Annotated in this window: 18 protein-coding genes; 12 read left to right on the top strand and 6 right to left on the bottom strand. The window is 65.4% G+C overall.

Features of this window, described 5'->3' with window-relative positions:
• Positions 1-25 precede the first annotated feature (25 nt).
• The 4 genes from thyX (at position 26) to CLM60_RS15980 (ending at position 2,257) form a co-directional block, all read left to right on the top strand.
• Entirely contained in the window at positions 26-940 is a 915-nt protein-coding gene (gene thyX, locus CLM60_RS15990; RefSeq protein ID WP_095590105.1) for an FAD-dependent thymidylate synthase, read from the top strand.
• A gap of 78 nt (positions 941-1,018) precedes the next feature.
• Positions 1,019-1,165, top strand: a complete 147-nt coding sequence (locus tag CLM60_RS20990; protein WP_176473904.1) for a hypothetical protein — start codon at positions 1,019-1,021, stop codon at positions 1,163-1,165.
• A 98-nt stretch (positions 1,166-1,263) separates the two neighbouring features.
• Complete coding sequence (locus CLM60_RS15985; RefSeq protein ID WP_095590104.1) at positions 1,264-1,746, top strand: SRPBCC family protein; 483 nt, start codon at positions 1,264-1,266, stop codon at positions 1,744-1,746.
• Between the two features lie 67 nt (positions 1,747-1,813).
• A complete protein-coding gene (locus CLM60_RS15980) occupies positions 1,814-2,257 on the top strand; it encodes an ion channel (RefSeq protein ID WP_095590103.1) in 444 nt (147 codons plus the stop codon).
• Here CLM60_RS15980 and CLM60_RS15975 read toward each other — a convergent pair.
• Genes CLM60_RS15975 through CLM60_RS15965 form a run of 3 tightly spaced genes read right to left on the bottom strand, consistent with a single transcriptional unit; the run spans position 2,254 to position 5,790 of the window.
• On the bottom strand, positions 2,254-2,901 hold the full coding sequence (locus CLM60_RS15975; protein WP_245848441.1) for an ATP-binding cassette domain-containing protein: 648 nt from the start codon (positions 2,899-2,901) through the stop codon (positions 2,254-2,256). The two genes, CLM60_RS15980 and CLM60_RS15975, sit on opposite strands and share 4 nt — an antisense overlap.
• Positions 2,898-4,583 carry an ABC transporter permease gene (locus tag CLM60_RS15970; protein ID WP_095590102.1) on the bottom strand — a complete coding sequence of 562 codons (1,686 nt, stop codon included), beginning with the start codon at positions 4,581-4,583 and terminating at the stop codon, positions 2,898-2,900. The genes CLM60_RS15975 and CLM60_RS15970 overlap by 4 nt, the downstream gene beginning before the upstream one ends.
• 4 nt (positions 4,584-4,587) lie before the next feature.
• Positions 4,588-5,790 (bottom strand): ABC transporter substrate-binding protein, encoded by a 1,203-nt coding sequence (locus tag CLM60_RS15965; protein WP_095590101.1) that lies wholly within the window; start codon positions 5,788-5,790, stop codon positions 4,588-4,590.
• Between the two features lie 204 nt (positions 5,791-5,994).
• On the opposite strand from CLM60_RS15965, the gene CLM60_RS15960 reads away from it, so the two are divergent.
• The 6 genes from CLM60_RS15960 (at position 5,995) to CLM60_RS15935 (ending at position 9,711) form a co-directional block, all read left to right on the top strand.
• Entirely contained in the window at positions 5,995-6,627 is a 633-nt protein-coding gene (locus tag CLM60_RS15960; protein WP_095590100.1) for an ATP-dependent Clp protease proteolytic subunit, read from the top strand.
• 135 nt (positions 6,628-6,762) lie between these two features.
• Positions 6,763-8,031: an ATP-dependent Clp protease ATP-binding subunit ClpX gene (gene clpX / locus CLM60_RS15955; RefSeq protein ID WP_095590099.1), complete on the top strand. Its 1,269-nt coding sequence runs from the start codon at positions 6,763-6,765 to the stop codon at positions 8,029-8,031.
• A gap of 3 nt (positions 8,032-8,034) precedes the next feature.
• Complete coding sequence (locus CLM60_RS15950; protein WP_095590098.1) at positions 8,035-8,418, top strand: RidA family protein; 384 nt, start codon at positions 8,035-8,037, stop codon at positions 8,416-8,418.
• A 70-nt stretch (positions 8,419-8,488) separates the two neighbouring features.
• Positions 8,489-8,872: an NADH:ubiquinone oxidoreductase subunit NDUFA12 gene (locus tag CLM60_RS15945; protein ID WP_095590097.1), complete on the top strand. Its 384-nt coding sequence runs from the start codon at positions 8,489-8,491 to the stop codon at positions 8,870-8,872.
• Between the two features lie 9 nt (positions 8,873-8,881).
• On the top strand, positions 8,882-9,349 hold the full coding sequence (gene mlaD / locus CLM60_RS15940; protein WP_095590096.1) for an outer membrane lipid asymmetry maintenance protein MlaD: 468 nt from the start codon (positions 8,882-8,884) through the stop codon (positions 9,347-9,349).
• Positions 9,346-9,711 carry a DUF2155 domain-containing protein gene (locus tag CLM60_RS15935; protein ID WP_095590095.1) on the top strand — a complete coding sequence of 122 codons (366 nt, stop codon included), beginning with the start codon at positions 9,346-9,348 and terminating at the stop codon, positions 9,709-9,711. Before mlaD ends, CLM60_RS15935 begins: the two co-directional genes overlap by 4 nt.
• On the opposite strand, the gene aat is transcribed toward CLM60_RS15935, so the two are convergent.
• Genes aat through accB form a run of 3 tightly spaced genes read right to left on the bottom strand, consistent with a single transcriptional unit; the run spans position 9,675 to position 12,187 of the window.
• The gene (aat, locus tag CLM60_RS15930; protein WP_095590094.1) at positions 9,675-10,319 is read right to left on the bottom strand and encodes a leucyl/phenylalanyl-tRNA--protein transferase; all 645 of its coding nucleotides are present in this window, start codon (positions 10,317-10,319) and stop codon (positions 9,675-9,677) included. The genes CLM60_RS15935 and aat overlap by 37 nt on opposite strands.
• Positions 10,320-10,323: 4 nt before the next feature.
• Positions 10,324-11,676: an acetyl-CoA carboxylase biotin carboxylase subunit gene (gene accC, locus CLM60_RS15925; RefSeq protein WP_095590093.1), complete on the bottom strand. Its 1,353-nt coding sequence runs from the start codon at positions 11,674-11,676 to the stop codon at positions 10,324-10,326.
• Positions 11,677-11,686: 10 nt separating this feature from the next.
• Positions 11,687-12,187: an acetyl-CoA carboxylase biotin carboxyl carrier protein gene (gene accB, locus CLM60_RS15920; protein ID WP_095590092.1), complete on the bottom strand. Its 501-nt coding sequence runs from the start codon at positions 12,185-12,187 to the stop codon at positions 11,687-11,689.
• Between the two features lie 261 nt (positions 12,188-12,448).
• On the opposite strand from accB, the gene CLM60_RS15915 reads away from it, so the two are divergent.
• Together CLM60_RS15915 and CLM60_RS15910 are read left to right on the top strand one after the other, a co-directional pair.
• Positions 12,449-13,798 (top strand): NAD(P)-dependent oxidoreductase, encoded by a 1,350-nt coding sequence (locus CLM60_RS15915; RefSeq protein WP_176473903.1) that lies wholly within the window; start codon positions 12,449-12,451, stop codon positions 13,796-13,798.
• Positions 13,799-13,914: 116 nt separating this feature from the next.
• A complete protein-coding gene (locus CLM60_RS15910) occupies positions 13,915-14,751 on the top strand; it encodes a class I SAM-dependent methyltransferase (protein WP_176473902.1) in 837 nt (278 codons plus the stop codon).

The following is a 14,751-nucleotide window of genomic DNA, read 5'->3' as shown; positions in this document are numbered from 1 at the left end:
CTCACGCTTGCTGCAAGGAACCCCGATGCCGCTGACCCCGGAACAGACCGCCGAAATCGATGCCCTACGCGCCGCGCCGCAACAGACCCTGCGCGCTGTCAGCGACGGGATGGAGGCGCATCTGTACAAGGCGCACCCGGTTCTGGACCACGGGTTTGTCCGCGTCATCGACTATATGGGCGACGATTCCGCGATCTGTCAGGCCGCGCGCGTGAGCTATGGCAAGGGCACGAAATCGGTTTCCAATGACGAAGGCCTGATCCGGTACCTGATGCGGCACTGGCACTCGACCCCGTTCGAGATGTGCGAGATCAAGCTGCATGTGAAACTGCCCGTTTTCGTCGCACGGCAATGGATCCGCCACCGCACCGCCAATGTGAACGAATATTCCGCCCGCTATTCGATCCTGGACCGGGAATTCTACATCCCCGCGCCGGAACATATCGCGGCCCAATCGACGGTGAACAACCAGGGCCGCGGCGACACGCTGGATGGCCCCGAGGCCGCGCGGGTGCTGGAAATCCTGAAGGCCGACAGCGCCCGGGCCTATGACAATTACGAGGCGATGATCAGCCAGGACGGCCAGCAGGGGCTGGCGCGCGAACTGGCGCGGATGAACCTGCCGGCCAATATCTATACCCAGTGGTATTGGAAGGTCGATCTGCATAATCTGTTTCATTTCTTGCGCTTGCGGGCCGATCCTCATGCGCAGTATGAAATCCGCGTCTATGCCGAGATCATGTGCGACATCGTCCGCGACTGGGTGCCGTTTGCCTGCAAGGCGTTCGAGGATTACCGCATGGGCGGCGCCAACCTGTCGGCCACCGCGCTGGACTGCATCCGCCGGATGCTGGCGGGCGAAAAGGTCAGCCAGGAAAACTCCGGCATGTCCAAGGGCGAATGGCGGGAGTTTCAGGGGGTTCTGACGCCGGGCACCTGAGCGGGCCACAACCATGCGGGGAACGTATCCGGCAAACTCCCCCTGTGTCTGGCGATGTGCCGTGCCTATATCGGGGTCATGGAACATGCTGCCCCCTCTCAGAATGGCGCAGAACACCTGAGCCAACCGATCTTCCCCCTGTCGCCCGACGAGGTGCGCGCGCTGCTGCGGCTGGGCGTGATCCCGCCCCGGCGGGCGCCCGTGGCCCGGCGCGATCCCGATTGAGCCGCGCGACTTCGACCATCGGATGATGGACCGGACCCTGCGGATGCTCTAGCGTGGCAGTCAGGGCCGGAACGGTGCGCAGCGGGAGGATCCATCCGATGAACCTGGAAGAAACACGCGAGATCAAGGCCACGCCCGACGCGGTGTGGGCGGGGCTGACCTCGGCCGAGGTTCTGGCCCAGTGCATCCCCGGCTGTCAGGAATTGACCGGCTCGGTCGAGGACGGGTTCGAGGCCGTGGTCGTGCAGAAGGTCGGCCCGGTCAAGGCGACCTTTCGCGGCAATGTGGCGCTGTCGGACGTGGTGGCGGGCCAAAGCTGCACCATCAGCGGCGAGGGCAAGGGCGGTGCCGCGGGCTTTGCCAAGGGCGGCGCGAACGTGTCGCTGGCGCCCGGCCCCGAGGGCACGCGCCTGACCTATGTCGTCGATGCCAAGGTGGGCGGCAAGCTGGCCCAGCTGGGCAGCCGCATCATCGACGGGTTCGCCAAGAAGATGGTCGACAAGTTCTTTGCCAATTTTCAAGAGGTTGTCGAGGGATCCTCGTCCGCCGAAACGGCCCCGGCGACCGGCGGCGAAGCCTAAGGCGCCGGACCCGCGCGGCAATGCGGCGCTTCACCCGCCTGTGAATGCGGGCTAGGGTCGGCGCACCATGCTGCATCAGATATTTCTTGGCACCATCGTGATCCTGATCACCGTCCTGACCGGGGCGGGCGGTTTCTGGGTCATGGAAAGCTTTGTCACCCGGATCGAGCCCTGGACCGTCCGGCGTCCGCACACGCCCAAGCTGACGCTGCTTTTGATGATCACGGTGGTGGCGATCCTGGGGATCATGACCTTGGCGGTCTGGACCTGGGCGATTGCGTTCCTGATGCTGGGGGTCTTCAACGATATCGAACATGCCACCTATTTCAGCATCGTTGCGTTTACCACATTGGGCTATGGCGACATCATCCTGCCGCTGGAATGGCGCATCCTGGGCGGGATGACTGCGGCCAACGGGCTGATGAACATGGGGCTTTACACCGGGATGCTGGTCGAGGTGCTGCGCCGCGTACGCTCGGACCAGGTGCGGGGCGGCGGCGACACCGGCTAGCTGGGTGGGTGGAGGTCGATCACCGGCCCACCAGCCGCGCGGGCGTCTTCGGCGTCGTGGGTCACCATCAGCACCGGCAGGTTCCGCTGCCGCGCGCGGGTAAAGACCAGATCGCGGATCTGCGCGCGTCGGTCGGCATCCAGGCGCGAGAACGCCTCGTCCAGCAGCAGTGCGGCGGGGTCCGACAGCAGCATGCGCATCAACGCCACGCGGGCCTTTTGCCCGCCCGACAGGGTGGCGGGGTCGCGGTCGCCGAAGCCGGTCAGGCCGATATCGTCCAGCGCGGTGTCGATCAGCGCCCGCCGCGCCCGCGCATTGCCCTTGCCGGGGCGCAGGCCAAAGGCCAGATTGCCCGCCACCGACAGGTGTGGGAACAGCAGGTCGTCCTGGAACAGGATGCCGATCCGCCGCGCGCGCGGCGGCTGGTCGGTCACGTCCACGCCGTTCAGCACCACCCGTCCGGTCATGTGAAACCCCGGCGGCAGCGTGCCGGTGATCGCGGCCAACAGAGTGGATTTGCCCACGCCGGATGGCCCCATGACCGTCAGAACCTCGCCCCCCGCAATCGTGGCATCCAGCGCGACCAGCGGCGCGCCATGGGCAAAGACCGCCACCCGCTCGATCCGCATCTGATGGTTGCTCATACCGCCCCCCGCATATCGCGCCGCCGGGCCCAGATCAGGCGCGGCAGGATCAGCGCCAGCGCAAAGCCCGCGATCACCGTGCCGGTTTGCAGCAGCGCATAGATCCCGATGATCCGCCGGTTGCCGCCGGCGGCCAGCGCCACGGCCTCGGTCGTCAGGGTTTGGATCCGCCCCGCGCCGATCAGCAGCGTGGGCAGGTATTGCCCCACCGACACCGCGATGCCGATGGCCGCTGCGGTCAGGACCGGCCCCAGCATCAGCGGCAGGCGCAGATGCCAGAACGACCGGCGATCCGTGGCCCCCAGCGCCGCCGCCACCCGGTCGAACCGCGGGTCCATCCGGCGATAGGGATCGCCGAGCGACAGAAAAACATACGGGATCACGAAGACCGTATGCGCCAGCACGACGCTGGTCAGGCTGAGATCGGCGCCGGTGATCAGCGCCAGGGTCTGCAACCCGGGCAGGAAGGCAATCTGCGGCACCAGAAGCGGCAGGTACAGCATCAGGCTGCCCAGCCGCCCCATCCGCAGGCCGAGGCGGCGCTCGGCCTCCAGGCAGGCCAGGGTCAGGATCAGCGCAATTGCGGTGGCCCAGAGCGCGACCAGCAGCGTGGTGGCCAGAACGGGCAGGGCGCCGCCGCCGTGGCGCATCCACGTGTTCAGCGTGATCGCGTCGGGCAGGGCGTCGGGAAAGCGCCAGAACCCTGCGACCGACCACAGGCCAAGGCCCGCCAGCCCCAACAGCACCAGCAGAACCGACAGACCCGCCGCGCCCAGGGCCGCAAGCTGCCAGGGGCGGTCGCCGGTGCCGCGCGCGCCCAGACCCGCCAGGCGCTGCCCGGCACGGGCGATCGCCGCCTCGGCCCCGCGCCACAGCAGCAGGGCAGCCGCCACCAGCCCCAGCTGCACCAGCGCGGCGGCGGCGGCGGGCAGGCGCAGTTGCAGATCGGGGTCGTTCATCCAGCGCACGATCTGCACCGACAGCGGCGGCGGGGTGTTGGGGCCAAGGATGATCGCCACATCCACCACCGTCATCGAATAGGCCAGCACCGCATAGACGGGCAGGCGGATCAGCCCGTAAAGCCGGGGAAAGACGGTCAGCATCCAGCCGCGCACCCGGCCATAGTCCAGAGATTGCGCGACGCGCAGGCTGTCCTGCGGGCGCAGTTGCGGCAGGGCGGCCAGGCTCATGAGCAGCAGGAAGGGCAGCTCTTTCACCACCAGCCCCAGGGTCATGGCGATGCCCCAGGGGTCTTGCAGGATCAGCAGGTCTGGCGGGGTGTTCCAGCCCGTGGCCCAGGGGGACAGCGCGCGGGCGATCCAGCCCGAGGGCGCGATCAGGAACGCGATGCCAAAGGCCGCCGCCGCATGCGGCACCGACAAAAGCGGCGACAGCGCCCGTTCCATCCAGCGAAACCCGCGCGTGCCGTGCCATGCGGCCAGGATCAGCGCGGTCAGCCCCAGCGACAGGGCGGTGGCGGCCAGCCCGGTCGTCACCGACAGGCGCATCGCTGCGCCCAGCCCCGGCCAGTCGGCCAGTTGGCGGAAGGGATCCAGACTGAACCCGCTGCGCCCCAGCGCCGGGAAATAGCCAAAGGCCGGGGCCAGCGTGCCCAGCAGCCCCGCCAGCACCGGTCCCAGCATCAGCGCCACGGTCAAGGCCGGTGCATGGCGCAATCCCATCGGGTTATTGCGCGACACCGTAGCGGTCGGTCCAGTCCTTCTCGATCCGGGTCATCCAGCTGGGATGCGGCTCGGGCAGGGCGGGGCCCAGATCGGCGGGGCTGAGCGTGGCAATGCCCAGCTCCAGCGTGTCGAACCGGGCGCGGTCGGCGTCGGCCAGCTTGTCCATGGCCAGCACCGTGCCATAGCCCAGCACATTGGGGTCCTGCGCGCGGGCCTGCGCCTCGGGCGAGAGCAGGAAATTGGCCAGCACCATCGCGCCCGCCTTGGCATTGGCGTTATAGGGGATGGCGACGAAGCTGGCATTGCCGATGGTGCCGCCGTCCATCACGAAGCTGCGCACGGTATCGGGCAGCTCGCCATTGGCGATGGCGGTCGATGCTTCGCCCGGGCTGAAGGAAATCGCCAGGTCGATCTCGCCATCGGCCATCATCTGGATCTGGCGCGGCCCGGTCTGGGGATAGGCGCGGCCCGACCGCCAGAGATTCGGCGTCAGCTCATCCATGAACGCCCAGAGCGGCGCGGTCAGCGTGGCATAGTCCACCTGATCGACGGGCTGTTGCAGAACGGCGGGATCGTCGATCATGCCGTAAAGTGCCTGTTTCATGAAGGTCGCGCCCAGGAAATCGGGCGGCTGCGGATAGGTGAAGCGGCCCGGATGATCGGCCAGCCAGTCGCCCAGGGCGCGCATGGTTTTCGGCGGCTCGGGCAGGCGGGCGGTGTCATAGTAAAACACCACCTGCGCCATCGCCCAGGGGCTTTCCAAGCCATCGGTCGGCACGGTGAAGTCATTGATCACGGCGGGTTTTCCGGCCACGTCGACCAGCCCCCAATTGGGCAGGCTTTCGGCCCAGGGACCGTAGAGCAGCCCGTTTTCCTTCATCGCGGCGAAATTCGCGCCGTTGATCCAGATCAGGTCGACCGCGCCGCCGCTGCCCTTGCCCGCCGTTTTTTCCGCCAGCACCCGGCTGACCGCGTCGGCGGTGTCGGACAGTTTCACATGTTCCAGCGTCACGCCGTGATCCTCGGCGATGCGCGCACCGGCCCAGGCGATGAAATCGTTGGTGGTGGTCGACCCGCCCCAGGCGTTCCAATAGACGGTCTGACCCTGCGCGGCGTCCAGCACCGCCTCCCAATCCGCGGGGTCGGGATCGGCCCAGAGCGGCGTGGAAATCAGGGGAAGTGCTGCGGCAAGCCAGCGGATCATCGGCGGAATCCTTTCAGTTGTCTCAGCCCGTTATGCCAATTCCGGCCTGCTTGCGAAATGGTCGGTTCATAAATCTTCCGTGTAAGGAATAGGCGCAGTTTTAGGAATTCTCTGAACGGCCCTTGCAGGGGTCCGGGCGCGGAACTAAGACTCTTGCAGGTATTACCGGGCAAGGATGGCCCGACACAGAATGAGGCAGCTGGCATGAACGACCCGTTTGAGACTTATATGAATACCCTTGTCCCGATGGTCGTCGAACAGACCAGCCGCGGCGAACGGGCCTATGATATCTTTTCGCGCCTGCTGAAAGAGCGGATCGTTTTCGTGACCGGCCCGGTGCATGACGGGATGTCGTCGCTGATCGTGGCGCAGCTTCTGCACCTTGAGGCCGAGAATCCGACCAAGGAAATCAGCATGTATATCAACAGCCCCGGTGGCGTCGTCACCAGTGGTCTGTCGATCTATGACACGATGCAGTACATCAAGCCCAAGGTCAGTACGCTTGTCGTGGGGCAGGCGGCGTCGATGGGCTCGCTTCTGCTGGCCGCGGGCGCGCCGGGCATGCGCTTTTCGCTGCCCAACAGCCGGATCATGGTGCACCAGCCCTCGGGCGGGTATCAGGGTCAGGCGACCGATATCATGATCCACGCGCAGGAAACCCAGAAGCTCAAGGACCGCCTGAACGAGATCTATGTCAAACATACCGGCCAGAAGATGAAGGCGGTCGTCGATGCGCTGGAGCGTGACAACTTCATGGATCCGACCCAGGCCAAGGATTGGGGCCTGATCGACGAGATCGTCGAAAACCGCGTGGCCGGGGATGACGAAACGTCCTGATCACATGGGCGGGAAATGGTACATCGGCTGATTTTAGGCGTTGTACCCGGAAATGCTCTGCCCTAGGCTGTTTCGGGGGCAAATAACGGATAGTAGCCGGCGGAATTTTCGCCGGATCAAGCCTACGAGGATGATATGGCAACGAATTCAGGCAGCGACTCGAAGAACACGCTTTACTGCTCGTTCTGCGGCAAAAGCCAACACGAGGTTCGCAAGCTGATTGCCGGCCCGACAGTGTTCATCTGCGATGAATGCGTCGAGTTGTGCATGGATATCATCCGCGAAGAGACCAAGAGCTCGGGCCTGAAATCCTCCGAAGGGGTGCCCACCCCGAAAGAGATTTGCGAGGTTCTGGACGATTACGTGATCGGCCAGGCCCACGCCAAGCGCGTGCTGTCGGTGGCGGTTCACAACCACTACAAGCGCCTGAACCATGTTCAGAAGTCCGGCGATATCGAGCTGGCGAAATCCAACATCCTGCTGATCGGCCCGACGGGCTGCGGCAAGACGCTGCTGGCGCAGACGCTGGCGCGGATCCTGGATGTGCCCTTTACCATGGCCGATGCCACCACGTTGACCGAGGCCGGTTACGTGGGCGAGGATGTGGAAAACATCATCCTGAAGCTGCTGCAGGCCAGCGAATACAATGTCGAACGCGCGCAGCGCGGCATCGTCTATATCGACGAGGTCGACAAGATCACCCGCAAATCCGACAACCCCAGCATCACCCGCGATGTCTCGGGCGAGGGGGTGCAGCAGGCGCTTCTGAAGATCATGGAAGGCACCGTGGCCAGCGTGCCGCCGCAAGGTGGCCGCAAGCATCCGCAGCAGGAATTCCTGCAGGTGGACACCACCAATATCCTGTTCATCTGCGGCGGGGCCTTTGCCGGTCTGGAAAAGATCATCGCCCAACGCGGCAAGGGGTCGGCAATCGGCTTTGGTGCCGACGTCAAGGACGAGGATTCGCGCGGCGTGGGCGAGGTGTTCCAGTCGCTGGAGCCCGAAGATCTGCTGAAATTCGGCCTGATCCCGGAATTCGTCGGCCGTCTGCCGGTGATCGCCACGCTCGAGGATCTGGACGAGGACGCGCTGGTCACCATCCTGACCGCGCCGAAGAACGCGCTGGTCAAGCAGTATCAGCGCCTGTTCGAGCTTGAGGACACCAAGCTGACCTTCACCGATGACGCGCTGCGGTCGATCGCCAAGCGCGCGATCGAGCGGAAGACCGGCGCGCGGGGGCTGCGGTCGATCATGGAGGATATCCTGCTGGATACCATGTTCGATCTGCCTGGCATGAGCAGCGTCGAAGAGGTTGTCGTCAACGAAGAGGCCGTGACCCATGCCGAGGCCGCGCCGCTGATGATCTATTCCGATGCGCAGCAGGAAGGCGCCAGCGCCAGCTGATCCATGGCAATCCGCCGTATCACCACCGGCTCGCCGTTCGAACCGAAGGTGGGCTATGCCCGCGCGGTCGTGGCCGACGGGCTGGTGCATGTGTCGGGCTGTACCGGGGCGGACCCGGAAACCGGCGTGATCCCCACCGATGTGGTGGATCAATGCCGCAACACGCTGGCGACCATCGAAAAGGCGTTGAAAGCGGCCGGATCGGATTTCACCCAAGCGCTGCGCGTGAACTACATCCTGCCGGACCGGGCCGATTTCGAACCCTGCTGGCCGCTCTTGCGGGCCGCGTTCGGGGACAACCCGCCTGCCGCCACCATGATCCAGGCCGGGCTGATCGTCCCCGAGATGAAGATCGAGATCGAAGTGACCGCGCGGGCGCCCGCCTGAGCCATGCCTTGGCACTGGACCTTGCCGCGCGCTTGGTCCATATGAAAGAGAAGTTTTCCCGGAGGGGTTCATGGGCATCATCAACACTTTGCTGCGCGCCGTCACCTGGTGGAATGGCCAGACCCTGGGCACCCAGCTGTACACCTGGCGCAAGGGCGTCAAGGTGGGCGAAGACGATCAGGGCAACAGCTTTTACGAGACTCGCGACGGCAAGCGCCGTTGGGTGATCTATAACGGCGAGGTCGAGGCCAGCCGGATCAGCCCCGATTGGCATGGCTGGCTGCACCATACGTTCGACGAACGCCCGGGCGACAAACCCCTGACCCACAAATCGTGGGAAAAGCCGCATCAGGAAAACCTGACCGGCACCGCGATGGCCTATGCGCCGTCGGGCTCGATCCGTCGCCCCGAACCCGCCAGCCGCCAGGATTACGAGGCCTGGCAACCCGAATAGGCCGCCCATATGTCCGAGAATGCAACAGAGGTCACAGTCGGCGCCGCGGTCCTGGCGGTCGCGGTCGGTTTCCTGATCTATGCCAGCAATGTCGCGGGGCTGGGCACCGGCACCGGCGGCAAATATGAGCTTACCGCCAGTTTCCGGTCGGTTCAGGGCATCGCCGTGGGCACCGATGTGCGTCTGGCGGGGGTCAAGGTCGGCACGATCACCGGGCTGGACCTGAACCCGCAGACCTTTCGCGCGGATGCGCGCTTTACCATCGACGAGGGGATCGAACTGCCCGATGACAGCGCGATCCTGATCTCGTCCGAGGGGCTGCTGGGCGGCAATTTCATCGAGATCGTGCCCGGCGGGTCGCCGTTCAACCTGGAACCGGGCGGCGAGATCGAGGATACCCAAGGCTCTGTCAGCCTGATTTCGCTGCTGATGAAATTCGTCTCGGGCGGCGATGAAGAAGAGGGCGATCCGCAATGAGGGCGCTGGTGCTGGCGCTGGCCACGCTGCTGGGCGGGGCGGGCATGGCGCCCGCGCAAGAGGCCGCGACGACGGCCCCCGGCGCGGTGCTGCGCGCGCTGGACAAATCCACCGGGATCGTCACCGATATTGAATTGCGCGCCGGCCAGCAGACCAAGCACGGGCTGCTGGACATCGCGCTGGACGAATGCCGGTACCCCCAAGGCAACGCCGCCGGCGATGCTTTTGCACATGTCACGCTGCGCGATGCGCGCGAGGCGACCGTGCTGTTCAATGGCTGGATGATTGCCTCCAGCCCGGCGCTGAACGCGCTGGATCACCCGCGCTATGACGTCTGGGTGATGCGCTGTATCACGTCCTGAGGGGCGGGCGCGGGGCCCTGACGGTTGAAATCGGCCTTGGCCTGTAACGCCTGCGCCAGGTTCACCCGATAGGTGCTGCGCGGCACCTCGATCGCGCCAAGGCTGGCCAGATGCGCCGTCAGATATTGCGTGTCGAACAGCCGGAACCCGCCCACATTGAGCCGGTCCACCAGAAAGGCCAGCGCGATCTTGGACGCGTTGGTCCGGCGCGAGAACATGCTTTCCCCGAAATACGCCCCGCCAAGCGCCACGCCATAGACCCCGCCGATCAGATCCGCGCCGGACCAGACCTCGAGCGAGTGGGCGACGCCCATGCGGTGCAGATCGTTGTAAAGCTGAAAGATCGTGTCGTTGATCCAGGTCTCGTCCCGGCTGGCGCAGCCCGCCACCACATCGGCAAAGGCGGTGTCGGTGCGGATCTGGTAATCGCCGCGCAGCATCGCCCGGCGCAGGCTGCGCGAGATATGGAACCCGTGCAGCGGAAACACCCCGCGATTGCGCGGATCCATCCAGTGGATCCGCGGGTCATCGCGGGATTGCGCCATCGGAAACAGACCCGTGGCATAGGCCTGTAACAGCAGATCCGGGGTCAGCTCGGGCCGCCGCATGGGCTCAGGCCGTGTCGGCCTGGGCCTTCAGCCATTTCTCCAGCCAGTGGATGTCATAATCGCCGGACAGGATGTCCGGCTCGGCCAGCAGGGCGTGAAACAGCGGCAGGGTGGTGTCGATCCCGTCGACGATCAGTTCGCCCAATGCACGCGACAGCCGGGCCAATGCCTCGGGGCGGTCGCGGCCATGGACGATCAGCTTGCCGATCAGGCTGTCGTAATAGGGCGGGATGCGATAGCCGTCATAGATCGCCGAATCCATCCGAACGCCCAGCCCGCCCGGCGCGTGAAAGGCGCTGATCGTTCCGGGGCAGGGGCTGAAATTCGGCAGTTTTTCGGCGTTGATCCGCACCTCGATCGCGTGGCCGTTCAGCGCCAGATCGTCCTGGGTGAACGACATCGGCATGCCTTCGGCGACGCGGATCTGTTCGCGCACCAGATCGACGCCGAAGATCGCCTCGGTCACCGGATGTTCCACCTGCAGGCGGGTGTTCATCTCGATGAAATAGAACTCGCCATCCTCGTACAGGAATTCGATGGTGCCCGCGCCGATATAGTTGATCCGCGCCACCGCCTCGGCACAGGTCTTGCCGATGCGCGCGCGGGTTTCGGCGTCGATCGCGGGGCCGGGGGCCTCTTCGAACACTTTCTGGTGGCGGCGTTGCAGCGAACAGTCCCGCTCGCCCAGATGCACCGCGTTGCCCTTACCGTCGCCGAAGACCTGGATCTCGATATGGCGGGGCTTGCCCAGGTATTTCTCGATATAGACCTCGGGGTTGCCAAAGGCGGCCTTGCCCTCGGCGCGCGCGGTCTGGAACGCCTCGTCCAACTCGTCGGCGGATTTGGCCAGCTTCATGCCGCGCCCGCCACCGCCGGCGGTGGCCTTGATGATGACGGGATAGCCGATCTCAGCCGCGACCTTGCGCGCGGTTTCCAGATCCGGCACCCCACCGTCCGAGCCGGGCACGCAGGGCACGCCCAGCTTCTTCATCGTTTCCTTGGCGGTGATCTTGTCGCCCATCACGCGGATATGTTCGGCCGTCGGGCCGATGAAGGTGATGTCGTGATCCTCGACGATCTGCACGAAGCTGGCGTTTTCCGACAGGAAGCCATAGCCGGGATGGATCGCGTCGGCGCCGGTGATCTCGCAGGCGGAAATGATGGCAGGGATCGACAGATAGCTGTCGGTGCCCGGCGGCGGGCCGATACAGACGGCCTCGTCTGCCATGCGCACATGCATCGCGTCGCTGTCGGCGGTGGAATGCACCGCGACCGACTTGATCCCCATCTCGCGACAGGCGCGGATCACGCGCAGCGCGATTTCACCGCGATTGGCAATCAGGATTTTCTCGAACATCGGCGAGGCCTTATTCGATGATCATCAACGGCGCGCCGAATTCGACCGGGCTGCCGTCTTCGACCAGGATACGCTTGACCGTGCCCGCGCGCGGGGCGGGGATCTGGTTCATGGTTTTCATCGCCTCGATGATCAGCAGGGTCTGCCCCTCGGTCACGGTGGCACCCACGCTGACAAAGGAACTCGCGCCCGGTTCGGGCTGCAGATAGACGGTGCCCACCATGGGCGAGGTCACCGCGCCGGGATGCTGGGCGGGATCGTCCGATGCCGCCGGGGCGGCTTCGGCAGGCGCGGCTGCCGGGGCGGCGGCGGGCGCCGGGATCGAAACCGCCTGTTGCGGGGCCATGGCGGGCATGGCCATCGCGGGTTGCTGGCGGCTGACGCGGACGTTCAGGCTGTCGCTTTCGGCGTATTCACGCATGACTTCCAGCTCGGTCAGCTCGTTTTCCTGGAGCAGTTCCGCAAGGGCCTTGATAAAAGCCACATCCGCGTCATGGGGGTGTTTTGTCATACCGTCCTCGAATGTTTATTGCCTGCCGTTGGGGCAGGGGCGCCTGTACTTGGCGGCTGTTATACGCGACCGCAGAAACAGATAAAAGCGCGAGTTGACGGCCCCAGCCCCGAAATCCCGATGCAGACAGGCGCGAAATTGGGCAAATCGGGTCGGGATTGCCCCGCAAACCGGCAAGATCGGGGGCTTGCGGGGGATTTAAAATTTACCGTTTGATAAAAAATAGGACCCGTGGCAGGCTGAACCCGTCAAAGCCATGCAATGAACGGAGGCCCCGTGCGCAACAGCCATTTGACCCCCGGCGTCGTCCCCGGACGACTTTCGCCCGACGACTATCACGACAATTTCTCTGACAAGGCGCCGCCTTTTGACGCGCACGAGGCCGCCGTGGCCGCCGACCGGTGCTATTTCTGTCACGACGCGCCCTGCATGACGGCCTGTCCCACCACCATCGACATCCCGCTGTTCATCCGCGAGATCCAGACCGGTCAGCCCAAGGCGGCGGCGCGGACGATCCTGGAACAGAACATCCTGGGCGGCATGTGCGCGCGGGTCTGTCCGACCGAACAGCTGTGCGAGGAGGTCTGCGTGCGCGAGGTGGCCGAGGGCAAGCCGGTCGAGATCGGGCGCCTGCAACGCTTTGCCACCGATGCGCTGATGGCGGCGGGGGGGCATCCCTTTGCCCGCGCGCCGGAAACCGGCAAGCGGATCGCCATTGTCGGCGCGGGGCCGGCGGGGTTGTCCTGTGCGCACCGGCTGGCGATGCATGGCCATGACGTGGTGCTTTACGACGCGCGGGCGAAACCCGGCGGGCTGAACGAATACGGCATCGCCGCCTATAAGACGGTGAACGATTTCGCCCAGGCCGAGGTCGCATGGCTGATGGGCATTGGCGGCATCACCATCGAAACCGGCAAGGCGCTGGGGCGCGACCTGCATCTGGATACGCTGCGGGGCACGTTCGACGCGGTGTTTCTGGCCATCGGACTGGCGGGGGTGAACGCCCTGCGCATCGATGGCGAGGAAACGACCCATATCCGTGATGCCGTTGATTTCATTTCGGAACTGCGCCAAGCCGGTGATCTGTCAAAGATCGCCGTGGGCCGCGACGTGGTGGTGATCGGCGGCGGCATGACGGCGGTCGATGCGGCGGTGCAGTCCAAGCTGCTGGGCGCGGAACATGTCACCATGGTCTATCGCCGGGGCCGCGAGCGGATGAGCGCCAGCGAACACGAGCAGGACCACGCCGCCAGCAAGGGCGTGCGCATCATCACCGGCGCGGTGCCGGTCCGGTTCATCGGCAAGGATGCGCTCGAGGCGATCGAGTTCCGCTATACCGAAGAAACCCCCGACGGTTTGCGCGAAACCGGCCAGACCTTCCGCCTGAAGGCCGACCAGCTGTTCAAGGCCATCGGCCAGTCGCTGGATGGCGCGCCGCAGGGGCTGGATCTGTGCGGGCGCAAGATCGCCGTGACCGGCCCGGGGCGCACCAGCCTGCCCAATGTCTGGGCCGGGGGCGATTGCGCGTCGGGCGGCGACGATCTGACGGTGACGGCGGTGGCCGAAGGGCGCGATGCCGCCGAAGACATCCACGCCCAGCTGATGGTCTGAGCCATGACCGCCGGGGACCGGAACACGCGCCGCATACCCCCGCCGGGGTATGCCCGCTGCACTGATTTGATGATACGATGACGCGTATTTATTCATCAAATCATTGGAGGTCCGTCATGAACCGGACGGAGGCCGCAGTGGCCGCACATTACACCACCGGTGCGCTTTACGACCGCATTCTGGGCGCGCTGGGGCAGATGGGCATCGACCCCGCCCGGGCCCGGCCCGCCGACCTGAAACCGGGCGACGAATTTCACACCGGCGGCGTCGCCGCGACCGAGGCGCTGCTGGATCAGGTGCATATCACGCCCGACATGGCGGTGCTGGATGTGGGGGCGGGGATCGGCGGCACCTCGCGCTATGTGGCCGACCGGTTCGGGGCCAGGGTGACGGGCGTCGACCTGACGCCGGAATTCGTCGACACCGCCAATGCGCTGAACCGGCTGGTGGGGCTTTCGGACCGGGTGACGCACCAAGTGGGCAGCGCGCTGCAACTGCCGCTGGCGAATGACGCGTTCGACGTGGCGGTGATGATGCATGTGGGCATGAATATCGAAGACAAGCGCGCCCTGCTGCACGAGGTCGCGCGCGTCCTGCGCCCCGGGGGCACCTTTGCGCTGTTCGACGTGATGAAGGGCGCGGCGAAGACGCCGCTGACCCTGCCGCTGCCTTGGGCGGAACGTCCCGAAACCTCGTTCCTGGCGGATGCGGATGAATACGAAACCGCCGCCGCCCAGGCGGGGTTTGCCCTGACCGGCAGCCGCGACCGCAGCGCATTCGCCGAAGATTTCTTTGCCAAGGTCTTCGCCGCTGTCGAACGCGACGGGCCGCCGCCGCTGGGCATTCACCTGATGATGGGCGACAGCGCACCGCTGAAGCTGAAGAACTATGTCGCAAACCTCAAGGCCGGGCGCGTCGCCCCGACCGAAATGATCTTTCGTCTGACCCGCTAG

It is taken from the genome of Actibacterium ureilyticum, from assembly GCF_002285435.1.
Lineage (GTDB): Bacteria > Pseudomonadota > Alphaproteobacteria > Rhodobacterales > Rhodobacteraceae > Actibacterium_C > Actibacterium_C ureilyticum.
The sequence above is the reverse complement of the archived record's forward strand: the minus strand, read 5'-3'. Positions and strand labels throughout refer to the sequence as shown.